Origin of the sequence: Pseudomonas marginalis, assembly GCF_024169655.1 — a bacterium.
Lineage (GTDB): Bacteria > Pseudomonadota > Gammaproteobacteria > Pseudomonadales > Pseudomonadaceae > Aquipseudomonas > Aquipseudomonas paraveronii.
This window is the reverse complement of record NZ_JALJWV010000001.1, coordinates 449,156-473,021: the sequence shown is the minus strand read 5'-3', so window position 1 is coordinate 473,021 and position 23,866 is coordinate 449,156. Positions and strand designations below refer to the sequence as shown.

The 23,866-nt window shown below is 62.6% G+C and carries 20 protein-coding genes; 6 read left to right on the top strand and 14 right to left on the bottom strand.

Going from position 1 to position 23,866, the window contains the following annotated elements:
• Positions 1–2 precede the first annotated feature (2 nt).
• From miaA to J2Y83_RS01955, 5 genes are read right to left on the bottom strand one after another with little or no spacing between them, the layout of a single operon-like run.
• Entirely contained in the window at positions 3–974 is a 972-nt protein-coding gene (miaA, locus tag J2Y83_RS01975; RefSeq protein ID WP_253393094.1) for a tRNA (adenosine(37)-N6)-dimethylallyltransferase MiaA, read from the bottom strand.
• Positions 974–2,887 carry a DNA mismatch repair endonuclease MutL gene (gene mutL, locus J2Y83_RS01970; protein ID WP_253393092.1) on the bottom strand — a complete coding sequence of 638 codons (1,914 nt, stop codon included), beginning with the start codon at positions 2,885–2,887 and terminating at the stop codon, positions 974–976. The genes miaA and mutL overlap by 1 nt, the downstream gene beginning before the upstream one ends.
• Positions 2,887–4,308, bottom strand: a complete 1,422-nt coding sequence (locus J2Y83_RS01965; protein ID WP_253393090.1) for an N-acetylmuramoyl-L-alanine amidase — start codon at positions 4,306–4,308, stop codon at positions 2,887–2,889. The genes mutL and J2Y83_RS01965 overlap by 1 nt, the downstream gene beginning before the upstream one ends.
• A 15-nt stretch (positions 4,309–4,323) precedes the next feature.
• Positions 4,324–4,794, bottom strand: a complete 471-nt coding sequence (tsaE, locus tag J2Y83_RS01960) for a tRNA (adenosine(37)-N6)-threonylcarbamoyltransferase complex ATPase subunit type 1 TsaE (protein WP_253393088.1) — start codon at positions 4,792–4,794, stop codon at positions 4,324–4,326.
• Complete coding sequence (locus tag J2Y83_RS01955) at positions 4,782–5,642, bottom strand: NAD(P)H-hydrate dehydratase (RefSeq protein WP_253393079.1); 861 nt, start codon at positions 5,640–5,642, stop codon at positions 4,782–4,784. Before J2Y83_RS01955 ends, tsaE begins: the two co-directional genes overlap by 13 nt.
• A gap of 63 nt (positions 5,643–5,705) precedes the next feature.
• Here J2Y83_RS01955 and queG point away from each other — a divergent pair, with 63 nt between their 5' ends.
• A complete protein-coding gene (gene queG / locus J2Y83_RS01950) occupies positions 5,706–6,773 on the top strand; it encodes a tRNA epoxyqueuosine(34) reductase QueG (RefSeq protein ID WP_253393077.1) in 1,068 nt (355 codons plus the stop codon).
• Here queG and J2Y83_RS01945 read toward each other — a convergent pair.
• Together J2Y83_RS01945 and orn are read right to left on the bottom strand one after the other, a co-directional pair.
• A complete protein-coding gene (locus tag J2Y83_RS01945; protein WP_247401860.1) occupies positions 6,767–7,384 on the bottom strand; it encodes a trimeric intracellular cation channel family protein in 618 nt (205 codons plus the stop codon). The two genes, queG and J2Y83_RS01945, sit on opposite strands and share 7 nt — an antisense overlap.
• 89 nt (positions 7,385–7,473) lie before the next feature.
• The gene (gene orn, locus J2Y83_RS01940) at positions 7,474–8,016 is read right to left on the bottom strand and encodes an oligoribonuclease (protein WP_253393075.1); all 543 of its coding nucleotides are present in this window, start codon (positions 8,014–8,016) and stop codon (positions 7,474–7,476) included.
• A 108-nt stretch (positions 8,017–8,124) separates the two neighbouring features.
• On the opposite strand from orn, the gene rsgA reads away from it, so the two are divergent.
• Positions 8,125–9,156, top strand: a complete 1,032-nt coding sequence (gene rsgA / locus J2Y83_RS01935; RefSeq protein WP_071491684.1) for a small ribosomal subunit biogenesis GTPase RsgA — start codon at positions 8,125–8,127, stop codon at positions 9,154–9,156.
• Between the two features lie 49 nt (positions 9,157–9,205).
• Here rsgA and motB read toward each other — a convergent pair whose 3' ends face one another.
• Positions 9,206–10,228 carry a flagellar motor protein MotB gene (gene motB / locus J2Y83_RS01930; protein WP_253393073.1) on the bottom strand — a complete coding sequence of 341 codons (1,023 nt, stop codon included), beginning with the start codon at positions 10,226–10,228 and terminating at the stop codon, positions 9,206–9,208.
• A gap of 3 nt (positions 10,229–10,231) precedes the next feature.
• Positions 10,232–11,083, bottom strand: coding sequence for a flagellar motor stator protein MotA (gene motA / locus J2Y83_RS01925; RefSeq protein ID WP_253393071.1), 852 nt, complete (start codon positions 11,081–11,083; stop codon positions 10,232–10,234).
• A 166-nt stretch (positions 11,084–11,249) separates the two neighbouring features.
• Between motA and J2Y83_RS01920 the strand changes: the two genes are divergently transcribed.
• The 3 genes from J2Y83_RS01920 to asd are packed head-to-tail and all read left to right on the top strand — an operon-like array spanning position 11,250 to position 14,535.
• Positions 11,250–12,785 carry an HDOD domain-containing protein gene (locus tag J2Y83_RS01920; protein WP_253393069.1) on the top strand — a complete coding sequence of 512 codons (1,536 nt, stop codon included), beginning with the start codon at positions 11,250–11,252 and terminating at the stop codon, positions 12,783–12,785.
• Positions 12,786–12,842: 57 nt separating this feature from the next.
• Complete coding sequence (gene rhdA / locus J2Y83_RS01915) at positions 12,843–13,658, top strand: thiosulfate sulfurtransferase (RefSeq protein ID WP_253393067.1); 816 nt, start codon at positions 12,843–12,845, stop codon at positions 13,656–13,658.
• 16 nt (positions 13,659–13,674) lie between these two features.
• A complete protein-coding gene (gene asd, locus J2Y83_RS01910) occupies positions 13,675–14,535 on the top strand; it encodes an archaetidylserine decarboxylase (RefSeq protein ID WP_253393064.1) in 861 nt (286 codons plus the stop codon).
• A 129-nt stretch (positions 14,536–14,664) separates the two neighbouring features.
• Here asd and serB read toward each other — a convergent pair whose 3' ends face one another.
• Positions 14,665–15,879: a phosphoserine phosphatase SerB gene (serB, locus tag J2Y83_RS01905; RefSeq protein WP_253393062.1), complete on the bottom strand. Its 1,215-nt coding sequence runs from the start codon at positions 15,877–15,879 to the stop codon at positions 14,665–14,667.
• A 134-nt stretch (positions 15,880–16,013) separates the two neighbouring features.
• Here serB and J2Y83_RS01900 point away from each other — a divergent pair, with 134 nt between their 5' ends.
• Positions 16,014–17,546: an AhpA/YtjB family protein gene (locus J2Y83_RS01900; RefSeq protein WP_253393061.1), complete on the top strand. Its 1,533-nt coding sequence runs from the start codon at positions 16,014–16,016 to the stop codon at positions 17,544–17,546.
• 191 nt (positions 17,547–17,737) lie between these two features.
• On the opposite strand, the gene J2Y83_RS01895 is transcribed toward J2Y83_RS01900, so the two are convergent.
• From J2Y83_RS01895 to parE, 4 genes are all read right to left on the bottom strand, one after another.
• Entirely contained in the window at positions 17,738–18,448 is a 711-nt protein-coding gene (locus J2Y83_RS01895; RefSeq protein WP_253393059.1) for a PqiC family protein, read from the bottom strand.
• A gap of 173 nt (positions 18,449–18,621) precedes the next feature.
• Positions 18,622–20,886, bottom strand: a complete 2,265-nt coding sequence (gene parC / locus J2Y83_RS01890) for a DNA topoisomerase IV subunit A (protein WP_253393057.1) — start codon at positions 20,884–20,886, stop codon at positions 18,622–18,624.
• Positions 20,887–20,959: 73 nt separating this feature from the next.
• On the bottom strand, positions 20,960–21,955 hold the full coding sequence (locus J2Y83_RS01885; protein ID WP_253393055.1) for an esterase-like activity of phytase family protein: 996 nt from the start codon (positions 21,953–21,955) through the stop codon (positions 20,960–20,962).
• Positions 21,955–23,859 carry a DNA topoisomerase IV subunit B gene (gene parE, locus J2Y83_RS01880; RefSeq protein ID WP_253393053.1) on the bottom strand — a complete coding sequence of 635 codons (1,905 nt, stop codon included), beginning with the start codon at positions 23,857–23,859 and terminating at the stop codon, positions 21,955–21,957. Before parE ends, J2Y83_RS01885 begins: the two co-directional genes overlap by 1 nt.
• Positions 23,860–23,866 lie beyond the last annotated feature (7 nt).

Here is a 23,866-nt window from a genome sequence, read left to right as displayed (position 1 = left end):
ACTCAGCTCAATATGGAGACCGTTCCCAAGTATTTCAAGGCGCGTGACAGATTGTCGCTGTCCAGGCTGTCCAGCCAGTGCAAATCGCTCCAACTGCGCAGCCAGGTGAACTGGCGTTTCGCCAACTGGCGCGTGGCAATGATGCCGCGCTCCTGCATTTCGGCTGACGTCAGCTTGCCATCCAGATGATCCCAGACTTGGCGATAGCCTACAGCACGTATCGAAGGCAACCCGGGATGCAGGTCACCTCTTGAACGCAGTGCTACGACCTCGTCCACAAACCCCTGTTCCAACATAATTGTGAATCTTTGTGCAATTCGTTCATGCAGCACCTGGCGATTTGCCGGAGCAATCGCCAGATTCGCCACAGTATAGGGCAATTGTGAGCGCCCCGATGCGCCTGCGTCAGCACTTTGCGCAGATTGTCGCTGTCGATGCTCGGTCATGGTCTGACCACTTACCCGCCAGACTTCCAGGGCTCGACTGAGGCGCTGGGGATCGTTGGGGTGAATGCGCGCGGCAGACACCGGGTCCACCGCCGCCAACTGGTCATGCAAGGCTTGCCAGCCAAGGCGCGCCGCTTCTTCTTCGAGCTCGGCGCGCACCTGGGCGTCGGCCGGCGGCATCTCCGCCAGGCCTTCCTGCAAAGCCTTGTAGTAGAGCATCGTGCCGCCCACCAGCAGCGGGATGTTGCCGCGCGCGGTGATCTCGGCCATGGCCGCCAGCGCGTCGCTGCGGAAATCTGCCGCCGAATAGCTCATTGCGGGGTCGATGATGTCGATCAAGCGGTGCGGATAGTGCGCCAGCAGTTCCTTTGAAGGCTTGGCCGTGCCGATATCCATACCGCGGTAAACCAAGGCAGAGTCGACACTGATCAGCTCGCAGGGCAGCACTTTGCTCAGCTCGATGGCCAGGTCGGTCTTGCCGGCGGCCGTGGGGCCCATCAGGAAGATCGCGGGGGGCAAGGCACTCATCAACGGCCGCGCAAGAACAGTTTGTCCAGATCGTCCAGGCCCATTTGGGTCCAGGTCGGTCGGCCATGGTTGCATTGTCCGCTGCGCTCGGTGTTTTCCATGTCGCGCAGCAGGCCGTTCATTTCCGGCAAGGCCAGGCGGCGATTGGCGCGGATCGCGCCGTGGCAGGCCATGGTGCCGAGCAGTTCGTTGATGTGCGCCTGGATACGGTCACTGGTGCCGTATTCCATCAGGTCCGCCAAGACGTCGGCCACCAACCGGTTGGCCTCGGCTTGCTTGAGCAGCGCGGGAATCTGGCGGATCGCCAGGGTTTCCGGGCCCAGGCGTTGCAGTTCGAAACCGAGTTTCTGGAACACGCTGGCGTGCTCTTCGGCACAATCGGCTTCACGCTGGCTGACCGCCAGGGATTCCGGCACCAGCAGCGGCTGGCCGCTCAGGCCTTCGCTGGCCATGGCGATTTTCAGGCGCTCGTACATGATCCGCTCGTGGGCGGCGTGCATGTCCACCAGCACCAGGCCGTGGGCGTTTTCCGCAAGGATGTAGATGCCCTTGAGTTGCGCCAATGCATAGCCCAGCGGCGGAATATCCCCGCCACCTTCGGGCAACGCGACCGCGCTCGGCTCAGCGCCCGGCAGCGGCGCATAGAATTCACGATAGGCCGCCTGGGCCTCGGCCGCCGGCACCGCCGATTGCGGACGCGGAGTGTATTGATACTGATAGCCCGCCCCCGCACCCGAGCCCGGCGCCGTGTAGTTCGGCTGTGGTTGCGGCGATTGCAGCAGGTTGCCCGCCAGGCTCATTTCGCCCTGTGGGCCGAACTCGCCGGCTTCCGGGCCACTCGGGCGAACCACCGCCGTCACGATCGGCGCGGACAGCTGGTCATCCGGACGCACATCGCCCAGCGCGCGGTGCAAGGTGCCGTAGAGGAAGTCATGCACCATGCGCCCGTCACGGAAGCGCACTTCATGCTTGGTGGGGTGTACGTTGACGTCGACCACCGACGGGTCGACTTCGAAGAACAGCACAAACGTCGGGTGCCGCCCATTGAACAGCACGTCGCGATACGCCTGGCGCACCGCGTGGGCCACCAGTTTGTCGCGCACCGCCCGCCCGTTCACAAAGAAATACTGCAAGTCTGCCTGGCTGCGGGAGAACGTCGGCAACCCCACCCAACCCCACAGGCGCAAGCCATTGCGTTCGATTTCAATCGGCAGCGCCTGCTCCAGGAACCCCGCGCCGCAGACCGCCGCCACCCGCCGGGCGCGCGCGGCGTCGTCGTTGGCTTCGTGCAGGCTGAGGATGGTCTTGCCGTTGTGACGCAGGTGGAATGCCACGTCGAACCGCGCCAGGGCCAGGCGCTTGATGACTTCCTGCAGGTGATCGAATTCGGTTTTCTCGGCCTTGAGGAATTTGCGCCGCGCCGGGGTGTTGAAGAACAGGTCGCGCACTTCCACCGAAGTGCCCACCGGATGCGCAGCCGGTTGAACCCGAGGCGCCATGTCGCGGCCTTCGGTCTCCACTTGCCAGGCCTGGTCGGCGCTGCGCGTGCGGGAGGTCAGGGTCAGGCGCGCCACGGAGCTGATCGAAGCCAGGGCCTCACCGCGAAAGCCCAGGCTCATCACCCGTTCAAGGTCTTCCAGGTCGCGAATCTTGCTGGTGGCGTGCCGCGCCAGGGCCAGCGGCAGGTCATCGGAGGAGATGCCGCTGCCGTCGTCACGCACCCGCAGCAGCTTGACGCCGCCCTGCTCGACGTCGACATCGATGCGCTTGGCGCCGGAGTCGATGCTGTTTTCCAGCAACTCCTTGATCACCGACGCCGGCCGCTCGACCACCTCGCCCGCCGCAATCTGGTTGGCGAGGCGCGGGCTGAGCAGCTCGATGCGCGAGCCGCTGTTGAGGATCGATTCACTCATTACTGTGCCGCCAATTCAGTGCCGGGGATGGTCAACACCTGGCCGACCTTCAACTCATCGGTTTTCAGGTTGTTGGCGCTGCGCAACGTCGCAGGCGACACCTGGAAACGCACCGCCAGCATGGCCAGGGTGTCGCCAGGCTGCACGCGATGGTCACGCGGGCCCTGGGCGATTTTCCCGGAGTCGCGCAGCCAGGCGACATACGTGCCCGGCGGCGGGTTCTGCTGGAAGAACTGGCGCACACCGGCACTGATGGAGCGTGCCAATGCCTGCTGGTGGCTGGCGCTGGCCAGTTTCGAGGCTTCGTTGGAGTTGGAGATAAATCCGGTTTCCACCAGGATCGACGGGATGTCCGGCGATTTCAACACCATGAACCCGGCCTGCTCCACACGCTGTTTGTGCAGCGATGTCACGCGACCGATGTTGCTCAGGACTTTCTGCCCGACGTTCAAGCTGGAGGTCAGCGAGGCGGTCATCGACAGGTCGAGCAGTACACCGGCAAGCATCTTGTCCTTGTCGTCGAGGGACACGTTGCCGGCCCCACCGATCAAGTCGGAACGGTTTTCACTGTCGGCCAGCCAGCGCGCGGTCTCGGACGTGGCGCCGCGATCCGACAGGGCAAACACCGAGGCGCCAAAGGCGGCGGCCGAAGGCGCGGCGTCGGCGTGGATCGAGACGAACAGGTCGGCACCCTTCTTGCGCGCAATTTCAGTGCGGCCGCGCAGCGGGATGAAGTAGTCGCCGGTACGGGTCAGCTCGGCGCGATAGCCTTTCATGCCGCTGACCTGGCGCTGCAATTCACGGGCGATGGCCAACACCACGTCTTTTTCATGCTGGCCACGCGAGCCGGAAGCGCCCGGGTCTTCGCCGCCGTGACCGGCGTCGATCACCACGATAATGTCGCGTTTACCCGCCGGCGCCGGCGGCGGCGGTGGCAACTTGACCTGCGGTTGCGACGGGCTGACCGGCACGGCCGGAACGGTCGCCACGCTTGGCGTCGGCGCGGGCGGCGGTGCGGCATCCGCGGCGTTGTCGAACAGGTCGACCACCAGGCGGTTGCCGTACTGGGCGTTGGGCGCCAGGGCGAAACTTTTCGGGGTCACGGCCTTTTTCAGGTCGATGACCACGCGCAGATCGGTCGGCGTGCGCTGGGCCGAGCGCATGCTGGTAATTGGCGTGTTGGCGGTGGAGATTTTCAGCGGCGCGGCCAGGCTCGCACCGTTGATGTCGATCACCAGGCGATCAGGCGCCGTCAGGGTAAAGACGCTGTGCTGGACCGGGCCAGACAGGTCGAACACCAGTCGCGTGTTATCCGGCGCTCGCCACAGGCGAACACTCTTCACCTGTGACGCAGCCAGAGCATTGACAGTCATTGCCGCAAGCAACACCCCTACGACAGCAACCAACGCGCGAAAGCGCATACCGAACCCCACCAATTATTTGAATTCCAATGCCAGAGCGGCGCACCACGACTCACCGCGCGCGCCCTGGGGCAACAACTTCAGCCGACGTCCGTGATCATGCGGCGTAATGGTAATGGTCAGGTCCGGCTTTGGCAAAAAGCCTGTGCCTTTATCTGGCCACTCGATCAGGCACAGCGCGTCATCCTCGAAATAATCCCGAATCCCCATGTACTCCAGCTCTTCGGGGTCTACCAGGCGATAGAGGTCAAAGTGGAAGGCTCTTATCGCACCGATCTCATAAGGTTCGACCAACGTAAAGGTCGGACTTTTCACCGCCCCCGCATGGCCCAACCCGCGAATGATCCCCCGGGACAGCGTGGTCTTGCCCGCCCCCAGGTCGCCTTCGAGAAAGATCAGCCCCGCCCCGCCTGTCACCTGGGCAATCCGATGACCGAAGGCGACCATTGCCGCTTCATCCGCCAGGAAAAGAATTACTTCAGACACGGTGACTGTTCCTCAAGCAATTGACGAATGGCGGGTATCAGGTCGCTGGCAGCCAGGCCGCGACCCAAGGTGCCCTGCCGAGCTCCCGCCGTGGCGTGCAACCACACGGCCAGGCAACCGGCGTCATACGCGGGCATACCCTGCGCGAGCAACGCGCCCACCAGGCCGGCCAACACGTCGCCGAGCCCTGCGGTCGCCATGGCCGGATGGCCTTGGTCGCAACGCGCAACGCGGCCGTCCGGGCTGGCGATCAAACTGCCCGCCCCCTTGAGAATAGCCACGGCGTTGAATTTCTGGCTCAACGCGCGCGCCACCTTAAGACGATCCGCCTGAACCTCTGCTGTCGACATCCCCATCAAACGCGCGGCTTCGCCTGGATGCGGGGTGATCACGCAGTTGGCGGGAAGGCTTACGCTGCCGGTCGCCAGCTGATTCAAGGCATCGGCGTCCCAGACTTGCGGCTGCTTGGCGTTGGCGGCGACGGACAGCAGGCTCTTGCCCCAGGCGGCATCGCCCAGGCCCGGACCGATGACGATAACCGAGATCTTTTCCAGCAACCCCATCAATTGGTTGGCCGAACTCACGCCGACGGTCATGACTTCCGGCAAGCGCGCCAATGCGGCGGGCACGTGCTCAAGGCGGGTCGCCAGGGACACCATGCCCGCGCCGCTGCGCAGCGCACTTTCGGCACTGAGCAACGCAGCGCCGCCAAAGCCTCTGTCACCACCGATGACCAGCAGATGACCGAACCGGCCTTTATGGGCGTCCGGGGAACGCGCAGCCAGTTGCGGCAAATCGCCGGGCAACAGGGGCTGAACGTCGGTTATTGCGTGTTTTGTCTGCGGCATGCGTCTTCAAGCTCCGATGTCTGGCAGAATTATACCTATCTAACCTGTGGTTTCCCGTGTCTCATGCCTGCTATTACCTCCGATCTGCCCGCGCTCGCCCAATCGATCAAAGACTGGGGCCGCGAGCTGGGCTTTCAACAAGTCGGCATCAGCGGCCTGGACCTGGCCGAGCATGAACAGCACCTGCAACGCTGGCTCGACGCGGGTTACCACGGCGAGATGGAGTACATGGGCGCCCACGGCAGCAAACGCTCGCACCCCGAAGAGTTGGTGCCGGGCACCTTGCGCGTAGTCTCGCTGCGCATGGACTACCTGCCCGGCGACACGCACATGGCGCAACGGCTGGCCCAACCGGAAAAAGCCTACATCTCCCGTTACGCCCTCGGCCGCGACTACCACAAGCTGATCCGCAAGCGCGTGCAGCAACTGGCCGAACGCATCCAGGCGCAAATCGGCCCCTTCGGCTTTCGCGCCTTTGTCGACAGCGCACCGGTGCTCGAAAAAGCCATCGCCGAGAAAGCCGGGCTGGGCTGGATCGGCAAAAACACCCTGGTCCTCAATCGCAAGGCCGGCAGCTACTTCTTCCTGAGCGAGCTGTTTGTCGACTTGCCGCTACCGGTCGATCCGCCCCACGCCACCGAACATTGCGGCCGCTGTACCGCCTGTCTGGATATCTGCCCGACCAACGCGTTCGTCGGGCCTTACGTGCTGGACGCGCGGCGCTGCATTTCCTACCTGACCATCGAACTCAAGAGCGCGATCCCTGAAGACTTGCGCCCACTGATCGGCAACCGGGTTTTCGGTTGCGATGACTGTCAGATCGTTTGCCCATGGAATCGTTTCGCCCGCTCCACCGCCGAAAGCGATTTCAAGCCACGGCACAACCTGGATAACGCGCAACTGGCCGAACTGTTTATGTGGGACGAGGATAAATTCCTCAGCAGCACCGAAGGCTCGCCCCTACGCCGCGCCGGCTACGAGCGCTGGCTGCGCAACCTGGCGGTGGGCCTGGGCAATGCGCCATCGAGCATTCCGGTGCTGGAAGCCTTGAAGGCGCGCCGGGACTACCCCTCGGAGCTGGTGCGCGAACACGTGGAATGGGCGCTGAAACAGCACGCCGAGCGTCAATGAACGTCGTCGTTGTAGATGAACTTGGGCATTTCCCAGTGAAAACGGATCGCCAGCAGGCGCAGGAGAAAGCCGCTGAACAGGGTGAGCATAATCGCCTGCTCGCCCGGCAGTTGCAGATAGAGACACAGCAAGTAGAACCAGGCGGCGAGGAATGACACGCTGGCGTACAGCTCACGGCGAAAGATCAGCGGGATGTCGTTGCAGAAAATATCCCGCAGGATGCCGCCAAACACCCCGGTGATCACACCGCTGACCGACGCCACCAGCATACCGTGGCCCATTTCCAGGGCGGTCATGCAGCCGATCAGGGTAAAGGCGACCAAACCCACGGCATCCAGCGCCAGAAACAGCGAGCGCAGGCGGCGCATGAGCGGTGCGATAAAGATCGTCACCAGCGCGGCGACGGACGTCAGCACCAGGTATTCCGGGTGCTTGACCCAGGTCAGCGGGTAATGCCCGAGCAGCACATCGCGCACCGAACCGCCGCCCAACGCCGTCACACAGGCGATCAGCACCACGCCAAACCAGTCCATGCCACGCCGACCGGCAGACAAGGCACCGGTCATGGCTTCGGCAGTGATGGCGATGAGGTAGAGCATCAGCAGCATGATGGCGATCCTTTCAAAGAGGCGCGCAGTCTAATCATTTGCTGATGGCACCAAAAGAGGGCGCTTGGCGAAAGACCGAGACGCCCCATGCATCAAGCCTTGATGAAGTGCTTGCGGTAGTGCTGCAACTCGGCGATCGACTCACGAATATCATCCAGCGCCAAGTGAGCGCTGCCTTTATGGAAGCTGTCTTTGACTTCCGGCGCCCAGCGCGCGGCCAGCTCCTTAAGAGTGGACACATCCAGGTTGCGGTAGTGGAAGTAGCTTTCCAGTGCCTTCATGTGGGTATAAAGAAAGCGGCGGTCCTGGCAGATGCTGTTACCGCAGATCGGCGACTTGCCCTTGGGCACCCACTTTTCCAGGAAGGCGATGGTTTCGGCTTCGGCTTCGGCCATGCTGATGCGGCTGTCACGCACGCGCTGGGTCAGGCCGGAGTTGCCGTGGGTGCGGGTGTTCCACTCGTCCATGGTGGCGAGGATGGCGTCGCTGTGGTGGATGGCGATCACCGGACCTTCGGCCAAGGTATTGAGGTTGCTGTCGGTGACAATGGTCGCCATCTCGATGATGACGTCGGTGTCGGGGTTCAGACCGGTCATTTCCAGATCGATCCAAATCAGATTTTGTGGGTTTTGCATGGCTTGATTCTCTTGGCACCTTGGCGTAGCCGCACAGTTTAGCAGGCGGGGCCGTGCTAGACTCGCGACCGTTTTACCTAACCTTTGCATTATCGACACGGAACACCAATGGCCAAACGCCAGCTCAACCGTCGCCAAAACTGGCGCATCGAAAAGATTCAGGGCGAACGCGCCGCACGCGCCGCCAAACGTGAATCCTCCGCCGTGGAAGCGCTCGAGGGCGGCGACCTGGGCCCCGAACAAACGGGCCTGGTGATCGCGCACTTTGGTGTGCAGGTCGAAGTCGAGGCGCTCGAAGGCGAGCTCGCCGGCCAGGTCTTCCGCTGCCACCTGCGCGCCAACCTGCCGGCGCTGGTGACCGGCGACCGAGTGGTGTGGCGTGCCGGCAACCAAGGCATCGGCGTGATCGTCGCCCAACTGCCTCGCACCACCGAACTGCGCCGCCCCGACAGCCGCGGCCAGTTGAAGCCGGTGGCGGCCAACGTCGACATGATCGTCATCGTCTTCGCGCCCCTGCCCGAGCCCCATGCCAACCTGATCGACCGTTATCTGGTCGCAGCCGAGCATGCGGGCATTCGTCCGCTGTTGTTGCTGAACAAATTCGACCTGATCGACGAACAGAACGCCCCGGCGCTCAACGCGTTGCTGGCGGTCTACCGCACCCTGGGCTACCCGGTGCTGGAAGTGTCGGCCCATCACGGCAATGGCATGGAACAACTGCAACAACAGTTGGACGGGCGCATCAGCGTATTCGTCGGCCAGTCTGGCGTGGGCAAGTCATCGCTGGTCAACAGCCTGCTGCCGGAAGTCGACACCCGTGTCGGCCCGCTGTCGGAGCTGTCCGGCCAGGGCACCCACACCACCACCACCGCGCGGTTGTTCCACTTCCCCGGCGGCGGTGAGCTGATCGACTCCCCAGGCATTCGTGAATTCGGCCTCGGCCATGTCAGCCGCAGCGACGTGGAAGCCGGTTTCATCGAGTTCAACGACCTGATCGGCACCTGCCGCTTCCGCGACTGCAAACACGACCGCGAACCCGGTTGTGCCCTGCTCAAGGCGCTGGAAGATGGCCGCGTGCAGCAGCAGCGGATGAACAGCTATCGGTCGATTATTGCGAGCTTGCCAGAGAGCAGTTACTAAACAGCGCATACAACAAGGCCGCGTTTATCGCGGCCTTGTTGTATGCGGCTTACGATCCCGTACCCGGCACCGTAGGGTCTTTCATCCCGCCACCCTCGAACAGGTTCAACTTCTGCCGCAGCTCATGCGCCGGCAATGGCTCCTGCCCCGGCGGAATAGCGTTCGGGTCGACCGGTGCTCCGCCCTGCGCACCCGCATCTGGGGTCGGTGGCGGTGGCGGTGGCGGCTGATCACCTTCAATCGCACGCTGAGCCTTTTTGGTCAGCACAACAATATCGATCCGGCGGTTGATCGGGTTGAACGGGTCCTTGGCATCAAACAGCTGCGACGAAGCAAAACCCACCACCCGCGCCACTTGCGAGTCCGGGTAGCTGCCGGCCACCAACGCACGCCGGGCGGCGTTGGCGCGGTTGGCCGAGAGTTCCCAGTTGCCGAAATCGCCTTGCCCCGCATACGGCTTGGCATCGGTATGGCCGCTGACGCTGATCTTGTTCGGCACTGCCTTGATGGTGTCGGCCATGGCCAGCAGGATGTCTTCAAAGTACGGTTTCAACCGCGCACTGCCGGAGTCGAACATCGGCCGGTTGGCGGCGTCGGTGATCTGGATGCGCAAACCGTCCGGGGTGATCTCGAACGAAATCTGATCCTTGAATTTCAGCAGCTGCGGGTTTTCGTCAACCTTGGTCTGCAACTCCTTCAGCAACAATTCGAGGCGTTCCTGCTCGACCTGTTCGGCCAGGCTTTCGACGGTTTTGCGCTCGATCGGAATGTTTTCCTGCGGCGCCTCGGTCTTGACCTCAGGATTGATGGTGCGCTCCGGCGCCAACTGCGGCGAACCGCCCAGGTCGATCACGAAGGGCGTGCCGCTTTCCGAGAAACCAATCGGGTCTTTGAAGTAACCGGCGATGGCGATCTTTTGCTCGGGGGTCGCGGTGGACATCAGCCACAGCACCAGGAAGAACGCCATCATCGCCGTTGCAAAGTCGGCGAAGGCGATTTTCCAGGCGCCACCATGGTGCCCCGCAGCGAAGCGCTTGACGCGCTTGATGATTATCGGCTGGTTGTTTTCCATGGCTTAGCGACCGCGAACCGCTTGTTCCAGCTCGGCAAAACTCGGGCGATGTTTCGGGTACAGCACCTTACGACCGAATTCCACCGCCAGCGAAGGCGGCATGCCGGAGGCCGAAGCCACCAGGCTGGCCTTGATCGCTTCATACAGATTGATTTCTTCCTTGGCATCGTGGGCCAGGGAGGTCGCGAGCGGGCCGAAGAAACCGTAGGCCGCAAGAATACCGAAGAACGTACCGACCAGCGCCGCACCCACGTGCATGCCGATGGCCGCCTGGTCGCCCTCGCCGAGGGACGCCATGGTCACCACGATACCGAGTACCGCCGCAACAATACCGAAGCCGGGCATGCCGTCGGCAATACCGGTGACCGCGTGGGACGGGTGTTCCAGCTCTTCTTTGAGGCTGAACAATTCCATGTCGAACAGGCCTTCCAGCTCGTGGGGGGCCATGTTGCCGGAGGACATGATGCGCAAGTAGTCGCAGATGTAGGCGGTCATGCGCTCGTCTTTGAGCACTGCCGGGTACTTGGCGAAAATCGGGCTCGCCGCAGCGTCCTCGATGTCCGCTTCGATAGCCATCATGCCTTCACGGCGACTCTTGTTGAGGATCTCGTAAACCAGCCCCAGCACTTCCATGTAGAAGGTGTGGGAGAAGCGCGAGCTGAACATGCCCAGCGACTTCTTGATCACGTGCATGGTCATGTAGCCGGGGTTGGCCTGCAAGAATGCGCCGAATGCCGCGCCGCCAATAATCATCACTTCGAAGGGCTGGATCAACGCAGCAATCTTGCCGTGAGACAGGACATAGCCACCGAGCACACTTGCAAGGACGACGATGATGCCGATTATTTTAGCCATAGGGGTTTTGTACTTGCGCCGTCGGGTTCATGGACATATTTGGGGTAACTGAAAAACTCTTGTTCTACTTATCGGCAAAACTGCGCCAGACTATAGGCCGTCAAGGCGAAAAGCCAGTTCGGCCCGTTCAGGGCGTGTTGAAGTAAGTGATGATCGCGCCCCAATCATGGCCAATGAAAAGACAGACCCATCTGTAAGACCCATCTCTCTCGCCGCTTGGATCAAGTGCCTGGACGAAGTCCGGTTGCCCGTTCCCCAGGCCAGCCACGAACGCGTGTGCAAAGCCATCCGCGACAGTCGCAGTTCTTTGCGAGATATTGCCGAGCTGATGCAGGGCAGCCCGTCGCTGGTGCTCAGCGTGATGCGCGAGGCCAACAGCCACACCCATGGCAGCCTGGCGGAACCGGCAGAAAACCTTGAGGTGGCACTTAACCGTCTCGGCCTCAAACGCGCCGAGGACCTGCTGGCACGGCTGCCGTCGGTGCCGATGAATGAAATCCCCGTCGCCTTTCGCCAACTGGTGCTGGTCAGCCGGCATGCGTCGCAGCAAGCCAGCGGTTTGTTCGCCAGCCGCCTGGCGCGGTTGTGGCAGGACATCCACTGGGGCAGCCTGCTGTTTCTGGCGCCGTTGTGGCCGATGGCGGTGGCCTACCCCAAGCTCCTGGAAGAATGGGAGTTGCGGGTGATCCACAAAGGCCAATCGGCGCGCCGGGTCGAGCAGGAATTGTTCGGCGTGCGCCTGCTGGACCTGTGCCTCGGCTTGACCGAAACCTGGCACCTGCCGATCTGGGTATCCCAGGGCTATCACCTGTTGCTGACCGAGCAACGCCTGCTGGTCAAGGCACTGCACATCGCCCGGGAAGACGACCCACTGCGCCAGCAACAACTGCTGGATGCCGAGCCCAATTTGCGGCGCTGGCTGAACCAGCCGGCCAATACGGTGTTGCTGGCCAACGGCCTGGCGATGTCGGCCCAGGAGTCCTGGACCTGCCCGCACACCGAACGCTGGCAATACCTCACCGCGCTGTACCTGCAACAGCCGTTGAGCGAGGTGCAGCAACAGGTTCACCAGCAAGCGGTGATCAACGCTCGCGCAACCTTGATGCCCGACCTCTGGCACCCGGCGCTGTCGCTGATCTGGCCGTGGCATGTACAGAAAATCCATCGCGGCCTGCTGCCCGCACCGCCGCCGACGGCCGAGGCCCTGGCCGTTTGGCGCAAGCGTTGCACCGAACTGCTGGTGGAGCCGAGCCGCTTCGCCAACGCCATGCACCTGACCACCTGCGCGAAGGAAGCCCTGGAGGCCAGCGGCATGCAGCGCGTCTTGCTGTTCATGGCGGATCGCGCCCTGAGCACCTTGCGCGTCCACCAGGCCGCCGGCCTGCCGAAGGACGCCACGAACTTGAGCCTGGACGTGGTCAACAGCACGCTGCTGCAACGCATGCTCGAAAAACCCGCCCAAGTGCGCTTCACGCCCGACAACCACGCGCAATTCGCCGCATTGTTGCCGCCGATCCTGCGTCGCCTGTTCAACGGCGAACACCTGCTGTTGCGCTCACTGAGCTGCAATGGCCGGGTGGTCATGGTGATGATCGCCGACCAGGGTGGTGGGCCGCTCTCGGAAACCACCGTGCAGGCCTTCGGTAAAACCGCTCAATGCATCGAAAAAGCCCTGCACAGCTTTACCAACCGCACCGGTTGATGCTTGCGCTACAATCGCCGTCTTTTATCGCCAACATTTGTGCCCAGGAGACCTCACATGCCTGACTTCTCTGGCTTGCCGCTGGTGATCGAATCCAGCGACCTGCTTGGCCGCCTCGATGCCGACCAGCTGATTCTGGTGGACCTCACCAGCGCCGCCCGCTACGCCGAAGGGCATATCCCCGGCGCGCATTTCGTTGACCCCAAGCGCACCCAACTGGGCCAGGCGCCAGCCCCCGGTCTGTTGCCGAACAAGGCTGATCTGGAGAAACTGTTCGGCGAACTGGGCCACACCCCGGACGCGACCTACGTGGTCTATGACGACGAAGGCGGTGGCTGGGCCGGACGTTTTATCTGGCTGCTCGACGTGATCGGCCACACGAAATACCACTACCTCGACGGCGGCCTGGTGGCGTGGCTGGCAGACAAGCACCCGCTGTCTACCGAGGTGCCGGCCCCGGCTGGCGGGCCAGTCAGCCTCACCTTGCATGACGGCCCCACCGCGACCCGCGAATACCTGCAAAGCCGTCTTGGCGCTGCCGACCTGGGCATCTGGGACGCACGCGGCCCGCTGGAATATTCCGGCGAAAAAGTCCTGGCAGCCAAGGGCGGTCACATCCCCGGCGCCGTGAACTTCGAATGGACCGCCGGCATGGACAAGGCGCGCGACCTGCGCATCCGCCGCGACATGCCACAGATCCTCGAAAACCTCGGGCTGACCCGCGACAAAGAAATCATCACCCACTGCCAGACTCACCACCGCTCTGGCTTCACCTACCTGGTGGCCAAGGCGCTCGGTTATCCGCGAGTCAAAGGTTATGCCGGTTCCTGGGGCGAATGGGGCAACCACCCCGACACCCCCGTCGAGATTTAAGGTTTAAGGACAGTTAATGAAAAAGCAGTTGTTCATCCTCAGCCAGTACTTGCTGCCGCACCACCTGCTGTCGCGCCTGGCCGGCTGCATTGCCGAGTGCCGCGTGCGCTGGTTCAAGAACGCCTTCACCACTTGGTTCGCCAAGCGCTATCAGGTGGACATGTCCCAGGCACTGGCTGAAGACGTGACTGCCTACGAGCACTTCAACGCATTCTTCACCCGCGCCCTGAAAGACGGCGCGCGCCCACTGGATCAAACCCCGGGCGCCGTCCTGAGCCCCGCCGATGGCGCCGTCAGCCAGCTCGGCCCGATCGAACATGGTCGCGTGTTCCAGGCCAAGGGCCACAGTTTCAGTGTGCTGGAATTGCTGGGCGGCGATGCGGCCGTGGCTGCGCCGTTCATGGGCGGCGATTTCGCCACCATCTACCTGTCGCCGAAGGACTACCACCGGGTGCATATGCCACTGGCGGGCACCTTGCGTGAGATGGTCTACGTGCCAGGGCGGATTTTCTCGGTCAACCAGACCACCGCCGAGAACGTGCCGGAGCTGTTTGCGCGTAACGAGCGTGTTGTCTGCCTGTTCGACACCGAACGCGGCCCGATGGCCGTGGTATTGGTCGGTGCGATGATTGTGGCGTCGATTGAAACCGTATGGGCCGGCCTGGTCACGCCGCCCAAGCGCGCGCTGAAAACCTTCCGCTACGACGAAGCCGCGCGTGCGCCGATCCACCTGGAGAAAGGTGCGGAGCTGGGCCGCTTCAAGCTGGGTTCGACTGCGATCGTGCTGTTCGGGCCAGATCAGGTGACGTGGGCAGAAGCACTGGTGGCGGGTTCGCCGGTGCAGATGGGTCAGGGTATCGGTTCACCGAAAGCCTGATTCAAACACCGAAAATCCAATGTGGGAGGGGGCTTGCCCCCGATAGCGGTGGGTCAGTCACTTATTTGTAGCTGAGCCACCGCCATCGGGGGCAAGCCCCCTCCCACATTTTTAACCGCATTTTGTCAGTTAGAGCTGGCCGTCGCGGTCGCGAAAGCCCAGCAAATACAGCACACCGTCCAACCCAAGGGTCGAAATCGCCTGCTTGGCCGATTGCTTGACCAGCGGCTTGGCGCGAAACGCCACGCCCAACCCGGCAATCGCCAGCATCGGCAAGTCATTCGCACCGTCGCCGACCGCAATGGTCTGCTCCAGACGCAAACCTTCCTTGTGCGCCAATTCCCGCAGTAAGTCGGCCTTGCGCTGCGCGTCGACGATCGGCTCCACGGCCACACCGGTCACCTTGCCATCCACCACTTCCAGCTCGTTGGCGAACACATAGTCGATACCCAGCTTGGCCTGCAATTGCTTGGCGAAGTAGCTGAAGCCGCCGGACAGGATCGCGGTCTTGTAGCCCAGGCGCTTGAGTTCGGCGAACAGGGTTTCGGCGCCTTCGGTCAGGCGCAGGGAGGCGCCGATCGAATCCAGTACGCTGACATCCAGGCCTTTGAGCAGCGCCAGGCGTTCCTTGAAGCTGGCGCGAAAGTCCAGCTCGCCGGCCATGGCGCGCTCGGTAATCGCGGAGACTTGCTCACCCACACCGGCAGCCTTGGCCAGTTCGTCGATGACTTCGGCTTCGATCAGCGTGGAGTCCATATCGAACACCGCCAGGCGGCGGTTGCGGCGGAACAGCGAGTCTTCCTGGAAGGCGATATCGACATTCAGCTCCTGGGCCACGCTCAGGAAGTCGGCACGCAAGGCTTGGGGGTCGGCCGGCTCGCCGCGCACGGAGAATTCGATGCAGCCCTTGCCCTGGTCAGCCGGCGTGTCCAATGGCATGCGGCCCGACAGACGGTCGATATGGTCGATATTCAAACCGTATTGCGCGGTGATCGAGCTGACGCGCTGCAACTGCTCAGCCGTCACTTTGCGGGTCAACAAGGTCACGATATGGCGCTTTTTGCCCTGGCCGGACACCCACTGCCGGTAATCCTCTTCGGACACCGGGGTAAAGCGCACCTGCTGATCCAGCTTGTACGCGGTAAACAGGATGTCCTTGAGGACGGACGACGCCTGCTCGGTGCTGGGAATTTCCACCAGAATCCCGAACGACAGGGTGTCGTGGATCACCGCCTGGCCGATATCGAGAATGTTCACACCACCCTGGGCCAAAACACCGGTAATGGCGGCGGTGAGACCTGGTCGGTCTTCCCCCGTGATGTTAATCAGGACAATTTCGCGCAAAGCGCACCCCCAGGCTGGAAAAAAACCGCATTCTACCCACTTTCAGTGACCACCGGGCACAGCCAACGCTTTGCCGGTCTTGGGCCTGTCGCTATACTGCGCGTCAATTTCACGGACTAAAGAGCCGAGCTCAAGTGAACCGGCCCACGCCAGTAAAAACCGATAACTTCTTCCTGCTGATCTTCCGGGCACTGCGCCACCGCCGTGTGCCGATCGCATTACGCATCGCCAGCCATAACGTGATCCTGGTCGCTCTGGCACTGGTGATCTATGCCTGCGTGATGGGTTTGCAGTTCAAACAGGCCATGCACGAGCAAGCCGATGCCCTGGGCGAGAGCTTGACCACCCAGACCGCCACCTCGGCGACCGAACTGCTGGTGTCCAACGACATCCTCAGCCTCAACGTGCTGCTCAACAACCTGACCAAGAACCCGCTGGTGGCCCACGCCGCCATCTACAGCGTGGACAACCGGATCATGGCCGAAGCCGGGCAACGCCCGAAAAACGGCCTGTTGGGTGAAGCCGAAGGCCTGTACCAGAGCAATATCACGTTTCAGGATGTGAAAGCCGGCCAATTGCGCATCAGCCTGGACATGCAGCAATTCCAGCAGCCGATGACCATCAGCCTGCAAAGCATGGGCATCCTCAGCGCGATCCTGCTAGCCCTGGCCCTGGCCTTGAGCCTGCGCCTGGGGCGGCATATCTCCACGCCGCTGATGCAACTGCGCATCTGGCTGCGGGATATCGACGAACACACCCCGGCCACCGATCGTCAGGACGAGATCGGCGACCTTGCGCGCCAGCTTCACACCAGCTTCGCCCCGGAACCGGTAGCGCCCGAGGTTGAACCCGAGCCCGAGTTCGACGACAGCGATTACGACGACGAGCCCGCCTTTGAAGTGCGCAACCTGCGCGACCCGGGCTTTGACGAAAGCGCGCCGGTCGCGGGCTTGAAGCCTGCACCACGCCATGTGCTCAGGGCCGAAGAAGACGAGCTGGACGACGAAGATCCGTTCGCCGACCTGCGCGACACCTCCGCCAGCAGCCCGGTCGTCGCGCCGAAGCCCGCACCGGTAAGGAATGCCGAGCCCCAGCACAGTGCCGTCCTGGCCGTGCAACTGGGTGCCCAGGACCAACTGCGCCGCCTGCCCCGCGCCCGCCTGACGGAATTATTGGAACGCTACCGCGACTGCCTCGACCAGGCCGCCTCGCTCTACCAGAGCGAACTGCACACCCTGAACGATGGCAGCACACTGATGCTGTTCCACAGCGAAGACAGCGGCGAAGACTACCTTACCAACGCCATCTGCTGCGGCGAGCTGCTACGCGCCCTGGGCCATGAGTTGCAGATCGAAGTGGCCGACAGCGGCATCACGTTGCAGTTGCAACTGGGCCTGACCGTCGGCGACGACCTGTTCGGCATGAGCCAGATCGACCTGTTGCTGACCGAGATCGCCCAGGACGCCCTGGCCTTGTCCCAACACAGCCGCAACCTGCTGCTGGTGGAGCGCAAGATCAGTGAAGACACGCTGATCCGCCAACGCGCACGTATCCGCCCGATTGCCAGCCCTGAGGGCGCCAGTTGCGTAGAGCGCTTGATGGAGCCGTATCCATCGATGCTGGAGCGGCAGTTGGCGCGAATGCACGAGACCCGTGCCAAGCCCTAGGGACACCGTTGAACCAATGTGGGAGGGGGCTTGCCCCCGATGACGGCGTGTCAGTCAACAGGACTTCACCTGGCACACCGCTATCGGGGGCAAGCCCCCTCCCACATTCGGACTCCGCAAGTCCCCAAGTAAATCGCACCAAACAAAAGGCCCGCTGAATCAGCGGGCCTTTTTTGTTGGAGCCATTCAGATCAGAACCTGAACACTTCCATATCCGTGCGGATCGGCGTAGCCATCGGGATTTTCGGCTTTTCCGGTGCCGCCGGCTTGGCCTGTACCGGCGCTTGCTTGCGCGGCGCCTCGGCGACCGCTGGCTGGTTGGCCAATGGTTTGAGGGCCACCGACAACTGCTGCGCCAGATGCTGCAACAGCACACCCTGGGCCTGGACCTGGGACGCGGTGGTGCCGGCATGCTCTTCCTGCAGATGCACGATGCGGCTATCACGCACCTGGCCGCGGCGGTCGATCAAGCGCCATTGCGCATCGAGAATCGCCGGTTGCGAGGTACCGGAGTCGAGCCGGGTAATGGTCAACAACACCTGCACATCCGGAGAAAAACCGGTGGGCGCAGGCGCCAGGACCACACGCTGACTGTCCAACTGACCCGCCACCTGGCGCAACATCAGTTGGTTGATGTCGGACGACAAACTGCCCGCCCAACGACCATCGGTGGAACCTTGCAGGCTGCCGTCGTTCTGACGTTGCAGCAATGTTTCGCGTTGCAGGTAGTCAGCGACAACAACCGGGCCCAGCAAGACGGCCATGCCAGCGGCTTGAGCTGGCTGAGCCGGACTTCCGCTGTCCAGCTGGTACAGCGACACCGGCTGGTGTGTGCTGCAACCCGCCAGCCCGAGAAGGCCAGCGAGCATAAAAATAAAAGGAAGGCGTGGAGCAGTCATCATCCCATCCAGGCGGCTGCCACAAGGCAAACCACAATGTAATACTAAAAATAACCTAAACACGCTCGGCCACGCCGGCGCTGGAAAGGCCATATCATCCGTGAATATGCGCCATGACTCCAGCGCGAAAGCGTCGATCTACGCGTTAAATCGTAGATCAAGAGCTCTAATCCGCGCTAAACGGGCGTTTCCACCAGTAAAGCATCCACGCGCTGGAAGCCACGAGGCAGTTTATTGCCGCGCCGGCCGCGCTCGCCCTTGTAGTGCTCAAGGTCGTCAGGGCGCAGCGACAACGTGCGCTTGCCGGCCTGAAGCACCAGGGTAGAGCCTTCCGGGATCACCGCGATGTCCGTCACGTACTCTTCGCGACTGGCTACCCGCTCGCCGGGAATACCGATGATCTTGTTGCCTTTGCCTTTACCCAACTGCGGCAGGTCACTGATCTTGAACACCAGCAAACGCCCTTCAGTGGTCACCGACGCCAGCCAATTGCCCTCACGATCGTCCACCGGCCGCGGCAGGATCACCTTGGCGTTGTTCGGCAGGCTCAACAGCGCCTTGCCGGCCTTGTTCTTGGCCTGCAGGTCTTCGCCCTTGACCACGAAGCCGTAACCCGCATCGGAGGCGATCACATACAGAGAGTCATCGTCCGGCAGCAACACACATTCGAAACTCGCGCCCGGTGGTGGTGTCAGGCGCCCGGTCAGCGGCTCGCCCTGCCCGCGCGCGGACGGCAAGGTGTGCGCCGGCACCGAGTAACTGCGCCCGGTGGAGTCGATAAACACCGCAAACTGGTTGGAACGCCCGGCAGCGGAGGTCTTGAAGCCGTCGCCAGCTTTGTACGACAAGCCCGTCGCATCAATATCATGCCCCTTGGCGGAACGAACCCAACCCTTTTCCGACAGAACGACTGTAATTTTCTCGTTTGGCAACAGCTCGGTTTCTGTCAGTGCTTTCGCGTCTGCGCGCTCAACGATAGGCGAACGACGGTCGTCGCCATAGGTCTCGGCGTCTTTGATCAGCTCACTGCGCACCAGCTTCTTGAGCTTGGCTTCGCTGCCCAGCAGGGCTTGCAGCTTGGCTTGCTCCTTGAGCAACGCGTCCTGTTCGTCGCGCAGCTTCATTTCTTCCAGTCGCGCCAACTGACGCAAACGGGTGTCGAGGATGTAGTCGGCCTGGATCTCGCTCAGTTCAAAACGCGCGATCAGATCGGCTTTCGGGTGCTCGGCGGTGCGGATGATGTGGATCACTTCATCCAGGTTGAGGTAGGCAATCAGCAAGCCGTCCAACAGGTGCAGGCGACGCTCGACCTTGTCCAGGCGGAATTGCAGGCGGCGACGCACGGTCTGCACGCGAAACTCCAGCCACTCCACCAACAGATTGCGCAGGTTCTTCAGCTGCGGCTTGCCGTCCAGGCCGATGATGTTGACGTTGACCCGGTAGCTCGACTCCAGGTCCGTGCAGGCGAACAGATGCTGCATCAGTACTTCATGATCGACCCGGCTGTTGGTCGGGATAATCACGATGCGGCACGGGTTTTCGTGGTCGGACTCGTCACGCAAGTCAGTGACCTGCGGCAATTTCGACGGCTTGGCCTGCATCAGCGCAGCGATCTGCTCCAGCACCTTGGCGCCGGACACCTGGTGCGGCAGCGCGGTGACGATAATGTCGCCGTCTTCGACGTGGTAGACGGCACGCATGCGCACCGAGCCCTTGCCGGTTTCGTACATTTTCAGCAGGTCGGCGCGCGGCGTGATGATTTCCGCCTCGGTCGGATAATCCGGGCCCTGGATATGCTCGCAGAGCTGCTCGACCGTGGCTTTGGGCTCATCGAGCAGGCGCACGCAGGCTGTGGCGACTTCCCGCAGGTTGTGCGGCGGTACGTCGGTGGCCATGCCAACGGCGATGCCGGTGGTGCCATTGAGCAGGATATTCGGCAAACGCGCCGGCAACACCAGGGGTTCGTCGAGGGTGCCGTCGAAGTTCGGGCCCCAGTTAGCGGTGCCCTGGCCCAGTTCGCTGAGCAGCACTTCCGAATAACGCGACAGGCGTGCCTCGGTGTATCGCATGGCGGCGAAGGACTTGGGATCATCCGGCGCACCCCAGTTGCCCTGGCCATCCACCAGCGTGTAGCGGTAGCTGAACGGCTGGGCCATCAGCACCATGGCTTCATAGCAGGCCGAGTCGCCGTGGGGGTGGAACTTACCGAGCACGTCACCGACGGTACGCGCCGACTTCTTGTGCTTGGAATCTGCGTCCAGTCCCAACTCACTCATGGCGTAGATGATGCGCCGTTGTACGGGCTTCAGGCCGTCGCCGATATGCGGCAAGGCACGGTCCATGATCACGTACATGGAGTAGTTGAGGTAGGCATTTTCGGTGAAGTCAGCCAGCGACCGGCGTTCTACGCCGTCTAAGCTGTCTGCGAGGATGTCACTCATGCGGGCCTCATCATTGTTTGGTAAGGCGCCGCGGAAATGCCGCGGCGCCGGGTCAATTCAAAACAGGGGTGACTCATGGCTGAGCGCTCCAGCCACCGGCGGGGGCGGCGAAACGATAGACCACCGGGCGTTTCTCGCCATCGGCACGGGCGCCTAAATTATTGTCGATGCCCAACCAGGCACCGTCTGCGTCCAGCACCAGGGCTTCGGCCAGGCCATACGACTGGGCGTAGCGCCGCTCGGGCGTCAGGGTTTCGTCAGCAAACGACCAGCACAGCTCGACCTTGGCGGTGATCGCATCGCGCCGACAAATCTGAAACGCATTGCGCTCCAGGGTAAACAACTTGCCGTTGAACAGCGCCAGGTCGGAAAAGTCCTTGGACACCGCCTTGGCGTTGGGGAACTGCGCCGGCTGCACTTCCTGGCCGGCCTCGCTCAACAGCACGCACGCGCCGTCGCAATCCCACAGGCTTTGCGGGCGCTTGATGGAGATCAGGCCGCGCCGCTCACGCTCCGCCGCCAGCCAGATCTGATTGCCTTCGGGGTTCACCGCCAGGCCTTCGAACAACGCATTGAAATGCAGCAACATACCGCTGGCGCGGGCTTCACGCACCATGCCGGGGGCGATCTTCAACCACTCGGGCGCACCGCTCGCCGGTACTTTCAGCACCGCCGCATGGGCTTCGCTGACCACGTAGCGGTTACCGGCGGCATCGCAACTGATGCCTTCAAAATCCAGGTCGCCACCGCGAATCAGCGACGCGGCCTTGGTGCGCGAACGCAGCCCCCACGGCAGGCCGGAGTCAGGCACCGGCGGCACGTCGATCTTCAGCGTTTCGGCCCGCCAGGTCGGCGCGCTGATATCCAGGCGGTAGATCTGGTCGTCGTCGCGGTCGGAAACCGTCCACAATTCTTTGCCACACAAGGCCAGGCCCGACAGGTTACCGCCGCGCATGCCGTCCACCGGGTGTTCGGACACCAGTTTGAGCTCAGCCACGGGCGCGGCGACCACCTGGGTGGCCGCCAACCCGCTCAACATCAGGATCGCCAGGGCGAAACCTGTGCGCATCAGCCCAGGACCTCGGCGAGGTTGCCTTTGGACTCCAGCCAGGACTTGCGGTCCGGCGCGCGTTTCTTCGCCAGCAGCATGTCCATCATTTCCGAGGTGGCGGCGAAGTCCTCCAGGGTCAGTTGCACCAGGCGCCGCGTGTTCGGGTCCATAGTGGTTTCGCGCAGTTGCGGCGGGTTCATCTCACCCAGGCCTTTGAATCGCGTGACCTGCGGCTTGCCGCGTTTCTTCTCGGCGATCAGACGGTCGAGGATGCCATCGCGCTCGCCTTCGTCGAGGGCGTAGAAAATCTCCTTGCCCAGGTCGATACGGTACAGCGGCGGCATGGCGACGTAGACGTGACCGGCATCCACCAACGGACGGAAGTGCTGCACGAACAGCGCGCACAGCAGCGTGGCGATGTGCAGGCCGTCGGAGTCGGCGTCGGCGAGGATGCAGATCTTGCCGTAGCGCAGTTGGCTGATGTCCGCCGCGCCGGGGTCGACACCGATGGCCACGGCGATGTTGTGCACTTCCTGGCTGGCCAGGACTTCGCTGCCATCGACTTCCCAGGTGTTGAGGATCTTGCCGCGCAACGGCAGGATCGCCTGGAATTCCTTGTCCCGCGCTTGCTTGGCGGAACCGCCGGCGGAGTCACCTTCCACCAGGAACAGCTCGGAACGCATCGGGTCCTGCCCGGCGCAATCGGCCAGCTTGCCCGGCAGTGCCGGGCCCGCCGTGATGCGTTTGCGCTCGACCTTCTTGCTGGCCTTGAGGCGACGGCCGGCGTTGTTGATCGCCAGTTCCGCCAGGGCCAGGCCCAACTCAGGGTGCTCGTTGAGCCACAGGCTGAACGCATCCTTGACCACACCGGAGACAAACGCCGCCGCCTCGCGGGACGACAAACGCTCTTTGGTCTGGCCGGAGAATTGCGGCTCCTGCATTTTCATCGACAGCACGAACGCGATGCGCTCCCACACGTCTTCCGGCGCCAGCTTCACGCCGCGCGGCAGCAGGCTGCGGTATTCGCAGAACTCGCGCATGGCGTCGAGCAGGCCCTGGCGCAAACCATTGACGTGGGTGCCGCCCTGGGCGGTGGGGATCAGGTTGACGTAGCTTTCCTGCACGCTGTCGCCGCCCTCGGGCAACCACAGCAGCGCCCAGTCGACGGCTTCTTTGTTCCCGGCCAGGCTACCGCAGAACGGCTCGTTGGGCAGGCGCTCGAAGTCGCTGACAGCGTCTTCCAGGTAGGAGCGCAGGCCGTCTTCGTAGTGCCACTCGACCTTTTCGCCGGTGCCTTTGTCTTCAAAGGTGACCAGCAGGCCCGGGCACAATACCGCCTTGGCCTTGAGCACGTGCTTGAGGCGGCTGATGGAGAATTTTGGCGAATCGAAGTATTTCGGGTCCGGGGCGAAGTACACGCTGGTGCCGGTGTTGCGCTTGCCAACGGTGCCGATCACCTGCAGGTCGGTGGCTTTGTAACCATCGGCGAAGGTCATCTCATATTCGTTGCCGTCGCGCTTGACCCTGACCCGCACCAACGTCGACAGGGCGTTGACCACGGAAATACCCACACCGTGCAAACCACCGGAGAACTGATAGTTCTTGTTGGAGAACTTGCCGCCGGCGTGCAGTTTGGTGAGGATCAGCTCGACGCCCGACACGCCCTCTTCCGGGTGGATGTCCACCGGCATGCCGCGACCGTCGTCGGACACTTCCAGGGAGTGGTCCGCGTGGAGAATGACATGCACCGACTTGGCGTGCCCGGCCAAGGCTTCGTCGACGCTGTTGTCGATGACTTCCTGGGCAAGGTGGTTCGGCCGACTGGTGTCGGTGTACATGCCAGGGCGTTTACGCACCGGGTCGAGGCCCGAGAGGACTTCGATGGCGTCGGCGTTATAAGAGCTAGCGCTGGGAGTGGCCATGGGGTCT